Source organism: Flagellimonas sp. ABD4_174 (genome assembly GCF_056160185.1).
This window is the reverse complement of record NZ_JBSWWP010000001.1, coordinates 228,363-244,574: the sequence shown is the minus strand read 5'-3', so window position 1 is coordinate 244,574 and position 16,212 is coordinate 228,363. Positions and strand designations below refer to the sequence as shown.

General features: G+C 40.4%; 17 protein-coding genes. 11 read left to right on the top strand and 6 right to left on the bottom strand.

Features of this window, described 5'->3' with window-relative positions; all coding sequences use genetic code 11:
* The first annotated feature begins 20 nt into the window (after nucleotides 1–20).
* From ACXAFK_RS01065 to ACXAFK_RS01045, 5 genes are all read left to right on the top strand, one after another.
* Entirely contained in the window at nucleotides 21–803 is a 783-nt protein-coding gene (locus ACXAFK_RS01065) for an enoyl-CoA hydratase/isomerase family protein (RefSeq protein ID WP_224835871.1), read from the top strand.
* A gap of 24 nt (nucleotides 804–827) precedes the next feature.
* Nucleotides 828–2,378: a hypothetical protein gene (locus tag ACXAFK_RS01060; protein ID WP_474956509.1), complete on the top strand. Its 1,551-nt coding sequence runs from the start codon at nucleotides 828–830 to the stop codon at nucleotides 2,376–2,378.
* A 220-nt stretch (nucleotides 2,379–2,598) separates the two neighbouring features.
* Nucleotides 2,599–3,309, top strand: coding sequence for a hypothetical protein (locus ACXAFK_RS01055; protein ID WP_474956508.1), 711 nt, complete (start codon nucleotides 2,599–2,601; stop codon nucleotides 3,307–3,309).
* 405 nt (nucleotides 3,310–3,714) lie between these two features.
* Complete coding sequence (locus tag ACXAFK_RS01050; protein ID WP_474956507.1) at nucleotides 3,715–3,918, top strand: hypothetical protein; 204 nt, start codon at nucleotides 3,715–3,717, stop codon at nucleotides 3,916–3,918.
* A 107-nt stretch (nucleotides 3,919–4,025) separates the two neighbouring features.
* Nucleotides 4,026–5,093: a PA0069 family radical SAM protein gene (locus tag ACXAFK_RS01045; RefSeq protein WP_474956506.1), complete on the top strand. Its 1,068-nt coding sequence runs from the start codon at nucleotides 4,026–4,028 to the stop codon at nucleotides 5,091–5,093.
* A gap of 217 nt (nucleotides 5,094–5,310) precedes the next feature.
* Here the strand turns inward: ACXAFK_RS01045 and ACXAFK_RS01040 are convergent, their stop codons facing one another.
* Nucleotides 5,311–6,735 (bottom strand): Gfo/Idh/MocA family protein, encoded by a 1,425-nt coding sequence (locus tag ACXAFK_RS01040; protein WP_474956505.1) that lies wholly within the window; start codon nucleotides 6,733–6,735, stop codon nucleotides 5,311–5,313.
* Between the two features lie 188 nt (nucleotides 6,736–6,923).
* Between ACXAFK_RS01040 and ACXAFK_RS01035 the strand changes: the two genes are divergently transcribed.
* Both ACXAFK_RS01035 and ACXAFK_RS01030 read left to right on the top strand, forming a co-directional pair.
* Nucleotides 6,924–8,363, top strand: coding sequence for a glycosyltransferase family 2 protein (locus tag ACXAFK_RS01035; protein ID WP_474956504.1), 1,440 nt, complete (start codon nucleotides 6,924–6,926; stop codon nucleotides 8,361–8,363).
* A gap of 173 nt (nucleotides 8,364–8,536) precedes the next feature.
* Nucleotides 8,537–9,808, top strand: a complete 1,272-nt coding sequence (locus ACXAFK_RS01030; RefSeq protein WP_293297651.1) for a nucleotide sugar dehydrogenase — start codon at nucleotides 8,537–8,539, stop codon at nucleotides 9,806–9,808.
* On the opposite strand, the gene ACXAFK_RS01025 is transcribed toward ACXAFK_RS01030, so the two are convergent.
* From ACXAFK_RS01025 to ACXAFK_RS01015, 3 genes are all read right to left on the bottom strand, one after another.
* The gene (locus tag ACXAFK_RS01025; RefSeq protein ID WP_474956503.1) at nucleotides 9,803–10,468 is read right to left on the bottom strand and encodes an HD domain-containing protein; all 666 of its coding nucleotides are present in this window, start codon (nucleotides 10,466–10,468) and stop codon (nucleotides 9,803–9,805) included. The two genes, ACXAFK_RS01030 and ACXAFK_RS01025, sit on opposite strands and share 6 nt — an antisense overlap.
* The gene (locus tag ACXAFK_RS01020) at nucleotides 10,469–11,203 is read right to left on the bottom strand and encodes a lysophospholipid acyltransferase family protein (RefSeq protein WP_474956502.1); all 735 of its coding nucleotides are present in this window, start codon (nucleotides 11,201–11,203) and stop codon (nucleotides 10,469–10,471) included.
* Nucleotides 11,204–11,282: 79 nt separating this feature from the next.
* A complete protein-coding gene (locus ACXAFK_RS01015; protein WP_224835830.1) occupies nucleotides 11,283–11,693 on the bottom strand; it encodes a BrxA/BrxB family bacilliredoxin in 411 nt (136 codons plus the stop codon).
* Nucleotides 11,694–11,815: 122 nt separating this feature from the next.
* On the opposite strand from ACXAFK_RS01015, the gene ACXAFK_RS01010 reads away from it, so the two are divergent.
* From ACXAFK_RS01010 to ACXAFK_RS00995, 4 genes are all read left to right on the top strand, one after another.
* A complete protein-coding gene (locus ACXAFK_RS01010; RefSeq protein WP_474956501.1) occupies nucleotides 11,816–12,553 on the top strand; it encodes a TerB family tellurite resistance protein in 738 nt (245 codons plus the stop codon).
* Between the two features lie 12 nt (nucleotides 12,554–12,565).
* The gene (locus ACXAFK_RS01005; RefSeq protein WP_224835828.1) at nucleotides 12,566–13,150 is read left to right on the top strand and encodes a HupE/UreJ family protein; all 585 of its coding nucleotides are present in this window, start codon (nucleotides 12,566–12,568) and stop codon (nucleotides 13,148–13,150) included.
* Nucleotides 13,151–13,235: 85 nt separating this feature from the next.
* Complete coding sequence (locus tag ACXAFK_RS01000) at nucleotides 13,236–13,673, top strand: deoxycytidylate deaminase (RefSeq protein ID WP_224835827.1); 438 nt, start codon at nucleotides 13,236–13,238, stop codon at nucleotides 13,671–13,673.
* Nucleotides 13,674–13,688: 15 nt separating this feature from the next.
* Nucleotides 13,689–15,320 carry a S41 family peptidase gene (locus ACXAFK_RS00995; protein WP_252081116.1) on the top strand — a complete coding sequence of 544 codons (1,632 nt, stop codon included), beginning with the start codon at nucleotides 13,689–13,691 and terminating at the stop codon, nucleotides 15,318–15,320.
* Nucleotide 15,321: 1 nt separating this feature from the next.
* On the opposite strand, the gene ACXAFK_RS00990 is transcribed toward ACXAFK_RS00995, so the two are convergent.
* Together ACXAFK_RS00990 and ACXAFK_RS00985 are read right to left on the bottom strand one after the other, a co-directional pair.
* Complete coding sequence (locus ACXAFK_RS00990; protein WP_224835825.1) at nucleotides 15,322–15,522, bottom strand: hypothetical protein; 201 nt, start codon at nucleotides 15,520–15,522, stop codon at nucleotides 15,322–15,324.
* 9 nt (nucleotides 15,523–15,531) lie between these two features.
* The gene (locus tag ACXAFK_RS00985) at nucleotides 15,532–16,116 is read right to left on the bottom strand and encodes a MarC family protein (RefSeq protein ID WP_224835824.1); all 585 of its coding nucleotides are present in this window, start codon (nucleotides 16,114–16,116) and stop codon (nucleotides 15,532–15,534) included.
* Nucleotides 16,117–16,212: the final 96 nt, after the last annotated feature.

Here is a 16,212-nt window from a genome sequence, read left to right as displayed (position 1 = left end):
ATTTCAAATTTATAGCAAACATGGACTTCGAGAACATTTACATTGAAGAAGAAAACAATTTGGCCACAATTACCATAAACAGGCCAAAAAAATTGAACGCGCTCAACAAAAGGACCATAGAGGAGTTACATGTAGCGTTCAAAGAATTGGAAGAAGACAAGGATATTAAGGCGATCATAATAACCGGAAGTGGGGAAAAGGCCTTTGTGGCCGGTGCCGATATTTCGGAGTTTGCCGAGTTTTCGGTGAAGGAAGGGCGTCAACTTGCCGCTACAGGCCAGCGTACGCTGTTCGATTTTGTGGAAAATCTATCCACTCCCGTAATAGCGGCCATAAACGGTTTTGCCCTTGGCGGTGGATTGGAATTGGCCATGGCATGTCATTTTAGAGTGGCCAGTAGCAATGCACGAATGGGTTTGCCCGAGGTTTCCTTAGGTTTGATCCCAGGCTACGGCGGAACGCAACGATTGCCGCAATTGATAGGAAAAGGGAGGGCCATGGAAATGATTATGACGGCCGGAATGATAGATTCGGACAAGGCCTTTGGTTACGGATTGGTGAACCATGTGGTTTCTTCGGAAGAACTGTTGCCCTTTTGTACAAAAATTGCAAGCAGGATATCGAATAATTCCTCAGTTGCCATAAAACACGCAATAAAAGCGGTAAATGCTGGTTTTAAGTATGACGCCGATGGCTATTCTGTGGAGATCGATGCTTTTGGCCATTGCTTTGGAACCGACGATTTTAAAGAAGGTACATCAGCATTTTTGGAAAAACGTAAAGCCGATTTCCCCGGATCATGACCATTGGCCTAACCAAGCCAGATCATGAGAAAAACTTTCTTACTACTTTTTTGTACAATTTTGGGCATGTTTGTAAATGCCCAAAAAATGCCCGTATCCTACGATTTTGGAGAAAAATATAAGGATCGCTACCGCTACTCCAATCTAGTCGCCATAGAAGAGGACGACTCGGGAGGATACATTTTGGTCCGATCCTATTACCAAGGGCTCATTCTTAAACCAAAGGGCTATTTGATCGAAAAGTATAATAGCGATCTACAATTGGTTTCCGAATATAACTACAAGCTCAAGGGGCTGGATTTTGTAAACGGCTTCCTTAAAAATGGGCAGTTGCATCTTCTATTTTTAAATTACAACCCGCTAAAGGGAGAGTATGAATATTGGGCGCATAGCAGTCCAACCATTGCTTTTAATTTTAAGGAAAAAAAGTTGCTGTCGATCGCATCGGCAGAAGTAAGCGACCCCGTGGGAAAAAATTATTACAATCGTGATTTTTCGCGCGGATTTACCACGGCCATTCTTTTTAACGAGGATAAAACCGGTTTTGTGATCAGTACACATCATAAAAAAGGAAAGAGCAATAAACATATGATCCATATGTTCGATACCGCGCTCAACAAAAAATTCGAATATGATTTTTCCGATGAGATAGAAGAAAAAAACTATGCCTTCGAGAACGTGGCTTTCTCTCCCGATCTACAAACAGCTTATATAGTGGGCAAGGCCTACTTTAAAAAGCGACGTTTTAGGGTTGACGAAAGAAAGTTTCAATACGAGTTGATCAAAGTATCTCAATATGGCAGCCAAACACAATCCTTTGTGGATCCGGGCAAGTATCCAGAAGCATTGTATCCCGTTCTTAATAAAGGAAAATTGATTTGCGTAGGCTTTTATTCGGATAGAAAGGATAATAGGTACAACGGTATAGCGTATTTCGATGTTGCCCCGAACAGTTTAACGATCCAATCGCAGATATACAACCCATTCTCCCAACAGTTTATGGACGATAAGTTTGGCCGTGAAGAAGATAAGGACATCAAGAACCTTGTTTTCAAGGGGGTTGAAGTAACGGACGAACAAGAGATCTTCTTTAATGCCGAAGAGTATTTTGTTACTTCCGGATTGGAAACCACCGGAGCCGGTCAGCGGATCAAGATAGAACGCTATCACCACAACGATATTGTGAGCGTAAAACTAGATGCGAACGGCAATATGGAGTGGGCACGGAACATCAACAAGACCGAAGTTACCCAAGGCGATGGAGCCTATGCCTCCTACAGTTCGTACTGCAAAAACGGGAATACCTACTTCTTTATCTGCACTGCTGCAGAAAACCCACAATTGATCAATAACGAACGCTTGATCTTTAAACAAGGGTTTAGTAGAAACCGGAATGTGTTCATGATCTCTTTGGATCAAAACGGGGTAATGGATTATGAAAAAATAATAGATCAACAAGAAGCAAGATTGCCCCTCATGGTCTCCAAACCACTAAAGGACGAGATGGATGATAAAATGCTTTTCTATGCCAAACGAGGAGGCAGGAAACAATTGGTAAAGGTAGATTTTAAATAAACACACCCTTTAATATAGATAAAACAATGGCCCCGTTTCGGGGCTTTTTTATTTTGCTGAAACAAAATAGAAAGAAAATACTTACAATACAAATATTACATCAATTGATAAGCATCATTCATCAAATGGTGGCCTGCCTAGGTAAATTAGGGTAAAATTCGATCGTTCGTGCATCATACTTTTGATGCATTGATAACCCTAATTTAAAAACAAAAAAATTATGAAATCTTTAAAATTAGTTGCAATGGCCATGCTTTGCGTGGCAGTAAGTTTAGTTTCCTGTTCGGGAGAGGATGGGGAACAAGGAATTCCTGGTGCTGATGGTGCGAACGGAATAAATGGAGTTGACGGTGCTGACGGTACAGATGGAATAAGCTGTTGGGATCTTAACGGCAACGGGACTGGGGATGCTGAGGAGGATATTAATAATGATGGCAACTTTGATGCCTTAGATTGCCAAGGGGCGGATGGACAAGACGGGCAAGATGGTCAAAATGGAGCCGATGGTAATGCGAATGTGGAGAAATTTGATTTCCTGATAACCGAATTTTCGGGAACTCAACTTACAGTTAACTTAGGGCTTTCTCCAGAGGAAATGAATTCATATGCGTTTTTATATTATATAGAGTATAACAATGGTTTTGATGATTTATGGTACCCTGTCCCTGGTCCACTTGGTACCAATGCCACTTATTCTAGGATATATACTAATGAAAATAATGCGGAAGTTAATGTGTTTTTCTATAACACTTCTGATGACACATCATGGGATGTCCCACAAGGAACATATACTTTATTTAGAGTAGTTGCCATAGATTTTGCCATTTTGGGAAACAAAGGCTCACAAGAAAATATTTTAAGTGAACTAAAAGCTGCAGGTGTCGATACATCCGATTACCATGCTGTGGCCGCATATTTTGGTTTGGAGTAGACCATAAAGAATTTTCCCCTTTGGGGCAATCTAACCATTAGCTAAAAAGCCGGGCGAAAGCCCGGTTTTTTTTATTTCCGTGATTGACACGAAATCGTTACAAATAATCATAAAGCTTACATTATTTTCCAAAAATAGGAGGTTCTTCAATATGTTCAGAATCACATTGAACCAGTTATCTTTTTCATAAACCTAGCCAATCAAACAATTTCTATTCATTTTTTAAAAACAATTCAAATATCAATAGAAGGGACAAAAAAAACATCTGGTCAATAATTTTAAGGTATCCGTCAATTCATACTTGGCATAGGTCAATTAGCAGCTAAAAATACGTCATAATCAAAGTATTTTTATCGCTTAATAATTTAACACCCAAATAATATGAAAAAAATTAACCTGCTTAAAATGAGTATAATAATTAGTGTAATTACCATGTTTTCCTGTTCAAAAGAAGAAGAGAACGTAACTGTAGATTTTTTACAAAAAGTTACTACCGATAATGTTATAGAATCCACATGTTGGGATTTGAACCATAATGGTGAAGCTGACAAGGAAGAGGACAAAAACAAGGATGGTAAGGTAGATTCAAACGACTGTAACCAAGAGTAAGTATACTTTTACGTACTACATTTATCAGAAAATTTCGATAGAAACGTTTTATTTACATATAAAAACGTATAAAATCCATAAATTTGGAATAAATCCAAATACTGTAAATGGGAAAGTTTCTGAAAGGGAGAGGGGCACAACAAAATACCGATAACAGGTTTTTACAACAGGTGTACGAAACACGGGAAGATTTTTTGGAATTCTGTAGGTTGGAAGGGGAGGTGGCCGACCATAATAAAACAACTTATGTGCCCATTTTTCCAAAGACCATCGTCAACAAAGTGGACAGCCCGGATGTTGGTATGCAATATTCCATGAATCCTTATCAAGGATGTGAGCATGGTTGTGTGTATTGCTATGCCCGAAATACACATGAATTTTGGGGCTATAGTGCTGGATTGGATTTTGAACGTAACATACTCATAAAAAAAGCAGCTCCGGAACTGTTGGAAGAAAAGATCAAGCGTAGAAAATGGAAGGCAAGCACTATTGTTATGTCAGGGAACACCGATTGCTACCAACCAGCAGAACAAGAATATGAGTTAACTCGGAAATGCCTTGAGGTGTTCTTAAAATATCGCCATCCGGTCGGGATCATTACAAAGAATGCATTGGTTTTGCGGGATTTGGACATTTTAAAGGAGTTGAACAGCTATAATTTGATCGGCGTAAATATCTCCGTAACCTCATTGTCGGAAAAAATAAGACGAACACTGGAACCCAGAACGGCATCTATACAAAAAAGACTCAAAACGATCGAAGCTTTATCGAAAAACAATATCCCGGTTAATGCGATGTTGGCACCAATTATTCCCGGAATAAATTCACATGAACTCTTGCCCTTGGCGAAGACTGTGGCGGAGCATGGTGCACTTTCTTTTGGTTTAACAGTGGTGCGGCTCAATGGAGCCATTGGACAAATATTTGAGGATTGGATCAGAAAGACCATGCCCGATCGAGCGGAAAAAGTGCTGCACCAGATAAAAGATTGCCATAGGGGATCGTTGAATGATAGCCGTTTTGGTTCTAGAATGAAAGGGGAAGGTAAAATTGCTCATCAAATCCACGAAATGGCACATTTGGCCAGACGGCGTTATTTTAATGGAAGAACTTTTCCAAAATTGAATATGGAACTTCATGAGCAGTATAAAGATGGGCAAATGAAATTGTTTTAGCTTCAATTGGAATATCACCGATTAGCAAGACATATTTGCCATTTTGATAAGAGGAACAACGTGAAGATTGAGAAACCCATTCTGCCTAAGATTTATCGCGCATTCTACGTTCGGCTCAAAATGAATAAGAATTTGAAAGATAGTATAGTGCATGAGCATGCAAGAACATGAAAAAAAGAAATGGCCCATTTAGGGCCATTTTCAATATAAATAAAGCTTATTTTAATTCCCAGCCTTCGCGGTACTCTCTGGTGACCCATTCGTTGGCTTTGTCATAGTTGGTGATTCTCATGTTTTCCCCGTCCCACTTTAATTTTCTTCTTCCTGGTGAATTGTAAGGGTTCCAGTCTCTCGGAGTTTTTCCTTCCTGCAGCTCTTTGTATTGATAGGCTTTAACGGCCAAGTTGCCCATTAAAACTGTTTCTGTCAACTTGCCGGCCTTATCAAAGTTGGATGAGGTGGGCGTACCATTTTGGCACCCATCTACAAAATTGGCAATATGTCCATCCATTCCACCTGGAACCCTAGGGTATTTAGGAGATGGGGCTTTGTATAGATCCATCATATCCGAAGGCAATAATCGGGCATTTCGTGAATATGTATCACATACCAAAATACCTTTTTCACCATACATTACGGTACCGCCTCCGCTATCTCCGATGGTTTCGCCATCTTTTAATTCGTCCGGTAGGTTTGGTTTAAGTCCGCCATCGTACCAGTTTAACGCGATATCACCATGCTCTTCGTGCTCAAACTTAAGATGTATTTTGGATGATGGAGGGCAAGAATGACTGTAATCCGCTTCCACAAAATCATCCACCCAAACAGTAGTGCAACTAGCTTCTGCTTCAATCGGGTAACCAAGGTCCAGAACACTGAAAGGGGTTTCCATAATATGGCAGCCCATATCGCCCAAAGCACCAGTTCCAAAATCCCAAAAACCTCTCCATTTAAATGGGAGGTAAGCATTGTTATAATCCCGCATAGCCGCTGGGCCTAACCAGAGGTCCCAATCCAATTCTTTGGGAATGCGGTCTTTCTTTGTGGGCATGGGCACCCCTTGCGGCCAAACAGGACGGTTGGTCCAACAATCAATAGTATGTACCTTTCCAATAATACCGGATTCTACCCATTCCCGGGCAATCCGGCTATCGTCGCTGGAAGCACCTTGGTTTCCCATTTGGGTAACAATGCCATTTTCCTTGGCAACTTGGGTCATTAATCTGGCTTCGTGAATATTGTGCGTTAAAGGTTTTTCTACATAGGCATGCTTTTTTTCGCGCATAAAGGGCAATGCAATGCTGGCATGTGTATGGTCGGGGGTAGCGACCATAATGGCATCGATGTCGTTAAGGTGCTTGTCAAAAACTTTGCGAAAATCTTTAAAGCGCTTTACATCCGGGAACTGTTCGTAGGTTTGCGAGGCACGGCGGTCGTCAACATCACAAAAAGCCACAAATTTTACACGGCCGGTATTGTGTAACCCGTTGATTACGCCATTACCCCTTCCTCCAACACCAAAACCGGCAACATACAGGGTGTCACTGGGAGCAACATGTGTTTTCCCCAATACATGGCTGGGTACTATGGAAAAAGCGGCCGAAGCAGCTGCAGCATTTTTTATGAACTTTCTTCTTTGCATTTTGTTTAGTTTGATTTTATGAAATTCCAAGATACAAAAAACTCGTGGAGCACAATCTCAAATTTCTTTTGGGTCGATGCTCCCTTTTGTTAGGATTAAGACACGATTACGTTAAAGTATTTTTAAATCCGATCTAAAAACACATTTGATTCGTAAATGATTAAAACACTGTATACAATTCAAATTTTATGAAGAACACTACCTCGAATCAACAGAAAAAAAGTTCCTTTTTAAAAACTACCTTGAATATCCTAAAACAGATCAACCTTTTCTCTAGCATACGTAAATTCTTCCATACTGCGGACGCATGGGGTGTTTTTGTAATGGGAAGCACTTTTGTGCTAATGCTCGGGTCGGCCTATCTCGTATATATTTTACAAGGTGACTTTGAACAGTTCAACATGGAGCGGATGGAGAATAGCTTAGGACTGACCTTTATGATCATTGCTGCGGCATTGTTTGTTTTCAAGACAAGTTTCTTTTTGTATACCGTTTATAGATATTTTAAGTATAAACCGATTTCCTCCGTTTCGGATGAGGAGCTGCCTACCTGTACCGTAATTGTGCCCGCTTACAACGAAGGCAAGCAGGTCTATCACACTTTGATAAGTCTTGCAGAAAGTGATTTCCCTATGGAGAAACTCGAGCTTTTGGCCATAGATGATGGTAGTCAGGACGATACATGGGAATGGATACAAGAAGCAAAAAAAGAGCTTGGGAACAGCGTGTCCATTTATAAACAGCCAAAAAACAAAGGAAAAAGGCATGCACTCTATCGTGGGTTTAATGAAGGTAAGGGAGAGATTTTTGTGACCGTGGACAGTGATTCGATTGTAAAATCGGATACGCTTCGAAATTTAGTGAGTCCATTCGTAACCAATCCCGAGTGTGGCGCTGTCGCAGGTAACATCCGAGTGCTGAACAACGAAAAAGCATTGTTGCCAAAAATGTTGGACGTAAGTTTTGTTTTGAGTTTTGAGTTTGTACGCTCAGCGGAGAGCAGCCTAAATTCGGTTTTGTGCACCCCTGGAGCGTTGGCCGCCTACAGAAGTTCAGCAGTATTTGCCTGTTTGCCCGATTGGATCAACCAAACCTTTATGGGGAAACCTTCCGATATTGGGGAAGATCGAGCTATGACAAACATGATCCTGAAACAAGGACACCATGTGTTGTTCCAAAGGAATGCATTCTGTTACACCAATGTTCCAGAACAATACAAAGGACTGTACAAAATGTTCATTAGGTGGGGAAGGAGCAATGTTAGGGAAAATATAGAAATGTCCAAGTACGTGTTCAAAAATTTCCGAAAAGGACCTAAAACAGGTACAAGGTTGTTGTTTACAAGTCAGTTTTTAAGGATCATAATGAGTTATCCGTTCTTGATCTTTATGTTATTCTTTATACTAACCCATCCGCTATTATTTATTAGTTCAACATTGGTAAGTATTATGGTATTGACCTCGTTTCCCGTATTTTTCTATGCCAAACGCTACGAGCTTTCCGAATCGTTCTGGGCTTATTCCTATAGCATACTATACACCTTTGGTCTATTTTGGATTACACCCTATGCCATCGCTACCGCTAACAAAAGGGGTTGGTTAACACGTGGTTTGCCGAAGAAGCAATAAACAGTCATTACTAACTCCGCAATAGGTAATCATAAGTAACGGATTAGATACAGTATTCAGGGCGATTCCCAAGGCCCTTGGGTTTCGTGCACAAAAAATGTGAGAGCGGTAATCTATGGAATCAAGTTTCTCTATTTCAAAAACTGATGAACAAGGTAATTAAAAGTAAAAAAATGAGTCACATAAAAAATAAGAAATTGGCAATCATTGGTCTTGGATATGTGGGTATTCCTTTGGCCGTAGAGTTTGTTAAAAAAGGTTTTATGGTTATAGGGTTCGATATAGACCAAAATAAAATTGCGAATCTAAAAAAAGGAGTCGAAACCACTGGGGAAGTGGCCAGCGAAGATCTCGATTGTATGCAAGGCATCCAATTTACAGATGACTGGCAAAACTTAAAAGATGCTGATATTTATATAATAACGGTACCTACACCTATTGATAGTTCCAAGCAACCCAATTTGGGGCCAATTCTCGAGGCTAGCAAAATGGTTGGTAAAAATTTAAGTAAGGGAAATATTGTTATATACGAATCAACGGTATATCCTGGCTGTACCGAAGAAGACTGTGTGCCGGTTTTGGAGCAATACAGTGGAATGGTCTTTAATGAAGATTTTTATTGTGGATATTCGCCAGAAAGGATTAATCCCGGTGACAAGGTCAAACGTGTCCATAACATCGTAAAAGTTACTTCTGGTAGTACGCCGGAAATTGCGGATATTGTTGATCAACTATACAATGAAATAGTTACTGTGGGGACACATAAAGTGTCCAGCATTAAAGTAGCGGAAGCTTCCAAAATTATTGAAAACACCCAAAGAGACCTTAATATTTCCTTGGTTAATGAGTTTGCGCTTATTTTTGATCGATTGAACATAGACACCCAAGAAACCTTGGAGGCAGCGGGTACAAAATGGAACTTTTTACCCTTTCGGCCAGGATTGGTAGGGGGGCATTGTATTAGTGTTGATCCCTACTACTTAACTCATAAGGCACAAAGTTTGGGGTATTATCCAGAAGTTATACTTTCCGGCAGAAGAATTAACGATAACATGGGGGTTTACATAGCCAATAGGGTAATTAAACTTATGGTGAAAAACAACCTTACTGTGACCAGAGCAAGAATTCTAGTTCTTGGGATCACATTTAAAGAGAACTGTCCGGATATTCGAAACTGCAGGGTAATAGATATGATTCGGGAATTTAAGAATTTTGGAGTGGAACTGGATGTATTCGACCCATGTGCAAACGTGGAAGAAGTATATGATGAATATGGATTAAGCCTGGCACCTAAAGTCGGTAAAAATTATGATGCTATAATTTTGGCCGTAGGACATGATCAATTTAGAACAATCGATCTTGGAGCGATCAAGTCAAGTGCTAAAACCGTAATTTTTGATATTAAAAGTTTTTTTCCAAAACAATTGGTTACAGAGCGCCTATAAGGCTTCCTTTGATTCCCATTCTCTATAAAATTGCTCAAGAAAACATTCCATAAATCGGTGTCTTTCTTGAGCTATTTTTTTGCCTGTTGTAGTATTCATTTTATCCTTTAGCAACAGTAATTTTTCGTAAAAATGGTTAATTGTCGGGGCATTGGATTTTTTGTACTCCTCTTTGCTCATTTGTAAATTGGGAGGAATCTCTGGATTGTAAAGTTCACGGTTTTTAAATCCACCATAATTAAAAGCCCTGGCAATACCTATGGCACCAATAGCGTCCAACCGGTCTGCATCTTGTACAATTTGGAGCTCTTTGGATGTAAACGAAGCCCCATTGTTATCTAAACTGTTCTTAAAGGACATATGCTTTATAATGTTGACCACATGCTCAATAATTTCTTTGTCAACAGATTGGGATTCCAAGAACTCTCTCGCCTTGGAGGGGCCTATATTTTCATTGCCGTTATGGAATTTTGGGTCGGCAATATCATGGAGTAGTGCGGCTAGTTGAACCACAAGCGAATTGGCACTTTCCTGTTTTAAAATCGATTTTGATGTATTGAAAACACGTTCAATATGGAACCAATCGTGACCTCCTTCTGCATTTTGAAGCTCTTTTTTTACAAAATCAATGGTGCTTTGAACTAGTTGGTCATTCTTCATCTAATGTGTATTTACTCCCGAAACAATTTGTTTTTCTATTTGGGCGATCAGTTCATCGGCATTCCCTTTGTTCTCCATTGGCGGGTGTACATCAAACGTAAGATGAGAGCCCAGTCCCATCGGAAATTTGCCGTATTGCAACAGTTTCCAGGAATTGTTTATGCTCACGGGCACGATCAATGCGGAAGGTGCGTTCTTCAACATTACCTTGAGCCCAGTGGTCCTAAAAGGTTTTGGCACCCCGTTTCTACTTCGGGTCCCTTCAGGAAAAATAACAGCACTTCGGTTATTTTCCTCGATATACTTGGCCAACTTTTGAAGTTCGGCAATGGACTGCTTAGGATCTTTTCTATCTATAAGTGCCGAACCACCGTGCCTTAAGTTATAGGATACACTGGGGATTCCTTTTCCCAATTCAATCTTGCTCACAAACTTGGGGTGGAATTTACGCATGTACCAGATAATAGGAGGAATATCGTACATGCTCTGATGATTGGTAACAATGATCAGGGGTCTGCTTTTAGGAAGATCTTGTTTGTTCCTAAAACTATAACGCGTGCCCAGAACATTTGTGCAACGCATTATAAACCAATTTAATATGGAAACGCTGCCCTTATGGGCATTATATCCGAAAATATTTAAACATACCCATTGTATGGGATGAAAAATAACAAGGACCAGACCAAAAAGGACAAAGAAAACAATGGTTAGGGGGTACGATAACAGTTTTAGCACGTTTGCACAGGTATTGGTTGATGTAAAAATAAGAAACCACCCTAAAAGGGTGGTCTTTCGATATCTTATTTACTTGATTTTAGCAAAATTCGTTATAGGCTTCCATCAAATTTTCGGCAATAAGTTCTGCAGGTCTTCCTTCAATATGGTGTCTTTCGATCATGTGTACCAATTCACCATCTTTGAAAAGGGCCATGCTGGGTGAAGAGGGAGGAAACGGGACCATATGGTTTCTTGCCGTAGCAACTGCCTCCATATCGACCCCGGCAAAAACAGTGACCAAATTATTCGGTGTTTTGCTGTTTTGAAGGCTCAACTTGGCCGCAGGTCTTGCGTTGGCCGCGGCACAACCACAAACCGAGTTTACCACCACCAAGGTGGTGCCATCCTTTTTTAGGGCATTCTCAACAGCTTCGCTGGTATGTAGTTCTTCGAACCCGGCTCCTGCCAAGTCTTCGCGCATAGGTTTTACCAATTCTTCTGGATACATAGACTTCTTTTTAATTACGGTACAAAGATACGGTATTGTCAGGTTTTTTTCATCACCCTTAACATTGCTTAAAGCTTTGTTTACTTATCAAACCCCTATCTTTGCGCTTTAATTTTTGAAGTATGATCAAGTGGATAGCCGCTTTTCTTGGTTATTTTTTATTCAGATTTCCCGGTGCGGTATTGGGGTTTATAGTAGGGAGCTTTTTGGACAACTTTGGTAGTTCTGGCAATAGAACACGCACAGTTTTTGAAAATGTGACCAGACAATCGGTTTCTCCTGCCGATTTTGAACTGAACCTATTATCTCTTTGTTCCATAATAATTAAAGCCGATGGACAGGTAAACCAGAGAGAATTGGATTACGTAAGGCAGTATTTTTTGAGCACGTACGGAAAAGAGAAAGCAAATGCTATCTTTAGAACGTTCAACCAAGTAATTAAAAAAAGGGAGATATCCGCTGAGCGCATTTGCAGCTTTATGGTGCAGCGTACCAGATATGAAGTGCGGTTGCAACTGCTGCATTTTTTGTTCGGTATAGCCCAATCCGATGGGCAGGTAAGTAAGGCAGAGGCACAAAAACTTAAAGAGATTGCAAGGTATTTGCGTGTCGGCCAACACGATTTTGAAAGTATAATGGCCATGTTCATTAAATCGGCCGATACCGCATACAAAATTTTGGAAATTGAAAAAACCGCCACCGATGATGAGGTAAAGAAAGCTTACCGGACCATGGCGAAAAAATATCATCCGGACCGGGTGGTCACAGAAAATGAGGCCATACGAAAAGGCGCCGAAGAGAAATTTAAAGAAGTACAAAAAGCCTACGAAACCATCCAAAAGGAAAGAGGACTATCTTAATCAATTATAAACATGGACGAATTTTTATTTTATACCAAATTAGGTCTTGAGCACGTCTTGGATTTTGGGGCATACGACCATATTTTGTTTCTATCGGCCCTAGCAGTGCCGTTCACATTCAAATATTGGAAACGGGTATTGATTTTGGCTACCATTTTTACCATTGCGCACTGTACATCTTTGGCTTTATCGGTGTATGAGGTTATGACCGTGGATGTGGGTCTTATCGAATTTTTGATTCCGGTTACGATTTTGCTAACAGCCCTCTTCAATTTTGCCTATGTGTATCGCGAAGCACTCGATGTAGGTATTTTTCTTCATGTTTTGGCAACGGCATTCTTTGGTTTGATCCATGGGTTCGGGTTTTCCAACTACTTTAAAATGCTAATGGCAGAGGAAGAGGACAAAATTACACCATTGTTGGGGTTTGCCACAGGTATAGAACTTTCGCAGGTAACCATAATTTTAGTGGTACTGGCCATTGCATATGCTGTTTTAAATCTCTTCAAAGTAAAAAGGCGCATATATATTGCCATTGCGTCAATTTTGATCATAGCCATCACAATACCTTTGTTGATTGCTACGTTCCCCATGTAGGGCCAAAGTTAAATTTAATCGAATAAGGTTGTAAAGGTCTTTTAAAGCAGGTATATTTAATTAATTATCAGCGTTTTTTGGATAAATGAAGGCGAGCAAGCAAGAAAAATACGATAAGGCCTATTTACGGATGGCCCAAGAATGGGGCAAATTGTCTTACTGTAAAAGAAGGCAGGTAGGTGCCATAATCGTTAAGGACAGGATGATCATTTCCGACGGTTACAACGGTACACCTACTGGATTTGAAAATTTTTGCGAAGACGATGAAGGGTACACAAAATGGTACGTGCTCCATGCCGAGGCCAACGCCATACTTAAAGTAGCCTCTTCTACACAGTCTTGCGAGGGCGCCACATTGTACATTACACTCTCACCTTGCAGGGAATGTAGTAAGCTTGTGCACCAGGCTGGCATAAAACGTGTGGTATACCAGAATGCCTACAAAGACGATTCTGGATTAAAATTTCTGGAAAGGGCAGGCGTAGAAATTGTTCATTTGCCCATCCTGGAAGAAATGGTTTAATACCATAATTGCTATATGAAAAAGATCAAAGGATATATTTGGCCTACCTTACTTGCCTTGGCAGTTGCCATTGGCATTTTTATAGGCGGCAAACTGCATTTTAACGACTCCCCGGAAAAACTATTTTCCACAAACTCCAAAAAAGACAAGCTCAATCGACTTATCGACTATATCGATTACGAATATGTGGACGATGTGGATACCGATAGTATTGTAGATGTAACCGTAAACAATATTTTGGGGAAATTGGACCCACATTCCGTTTACATTCCAAAGGACGAAATGAAAGACGTTGCCGAAAGCATGAAGGGAGACTTCGCGGGAATAGGAGTAAGCTTTTATATGTTTCGGGATACCATCACTGTGATCAGGACCATAAAAAATGGACCAAGTTATATAAGTGGCATAAAACCAGGTGACCGTATTTTAATGGCGGACATGGATACACTTTACGGTAGAAGAATTGCCAACGATGATGTGGTGTCCACCCTAAAGGGAAAAATAGGCACCAAAGTGAACTTAAAGGTCTTTCGAAAAACAGAAAATAAAATGTTGGAGGTACCGGTAGTTCGGGATCGTGTGCCTATACGAAGTGTAGATGCCTATTATATGCTCACCAAGGACATGGGTTATATTAAGATCAATCGTTTTGCAGAATCCACGTTCGATGAGTTTAAAGATGCCCTTAGAAAATTAAAACTACGAGGAGCCGAAAAGTTGACCTTGGACCTTAGGGACAATCCCGGAGGATATTTGGGGATAGCCGAAAAATTGGCCGATGAATTTCTGGGAGAGGATAAACTGATCCTGTTCACCAAGAACAAAAAAGGAAAGGTCAAGAAAGCGTATGCCACAAAAAAAGGAGAGTTTCAGGATAGACAAGTGTATGTGCTCATCAATGAGCGTTCGGCATCTGCCAGTGAAATTATTGCCGGTGCCCTACAGGATAACGACATAGGCACCATAGTGGGGCGGCGTTCGTTCGGAAAGGGGCTGGTGCAACGGGAAATGGATTTAGGTGATGGTTCGGCCGTTCGGTTAACTGTTTCTCGCTATTATACCCCCACGGGAAGATCTATTCAAAAATCATACAAAAAGGGCAATCACGACTACTATAAAACATTCATGGACCGCTACTCCAGTGGAGAACTCGTATCTGCGGATAGCATAAAAGTGGCCGATTCTTTAAAATTTGTTACCCCAAAGGGGAAAGTGGTCTATGGAGGAGGCGGTATAATCCCAGATGTTTTTGTTCCAATTGGGACCAACCAGGAAGAGGCCATAGAAAGTATGGACGATACCTATCAGTTTTTTGCCCGTTTTGTGTTCGAGCATTTGGAAGAGGATAGAACAATTTATGATGATTATACCCAAAATAGTTTCTTGGATGAATTTAAAGTAGATGATATCTTGTTCGACAAGTTTATCCAATTTGTACTCGATCGCAAGATCAAACTAGATTTTTACGCTTACGAGGATAAGATAAAATCGTATTTAAAGGCCAATATTGCCGAGCAATTGTACTCTCCCAATCTTTCCGCACAGATCAAGGGCGAACACGACGCAATGCTTCTAAAAGTAAGGGCTTTGGACGAAGCTACTTCAATAGGTCCATCGCAAATCGGAGCGGTAGGGGTTAAGCCCTGACTTATTTTTTTAGCTTGTTATCAATCTTTTTGGAGGTCATAAAGATCAACATTAGAATTATTGCGCACAAAGAAGCCACAATACCGATCAGGGCAACAGTGCTGTCACCCTTTAGTGGGTTCTCAAAATCTACCATGGTCACGTTGTAGGCAATAAGCCCCAACGCGATTATTATTATAACAATAGCAAAAGTCCTGTTCATATCAATATTTTACGCACTGTGGGTCATCAACTCGTTAATATTGGCAGCGAATAGCTTTACTGCAATGGCCATTAGAATAACACCGAACACCTTTCGGATAATATTAAGGCCATTTTTGCCCAATATGCGTTCTATTTTTGCACTCGATTTTAAAACGATGTACACAAAGATAACGTTTATAACAATGGCAATTATTATGTTCTCTACATGATATTCCGCCCGTAAGGATAATATGGAGGTCAATGTACCGGCCCCGGCAATTAAGGGGAACGCAATGGGTACAATGGAAGCTGTTTCCGGTTCATCATCTTTGTAAAGGGTAATTCCCAAGATCATTTCTATGGCAAGGAAAAATATAATAAATGCACCTGCCACGGCGAACGAGTTTACATCTATACCGATCAAGGAAAGTATACTCTCGCCAACAAATAAAAACGCGATCATAATACATGTTGCCACAATCGAAGCTTTTTCCGATTGTACATGGCCCACCTTGTTCCGCAAGGATAAAATAATGGGAATACTGCCCAATATATCGATTACGGCGAACAATACCATTCCTGCGGTCGCAATTTCCTTAAGGTCAAAATTCATGGCGTTAATTTTTTCGGACGGCAAATTTACGGTTAAAAATTACTTTTGGACTACATAAAAGTGTTTATAAATCATCAATTTTTTGTTTTGGATTAC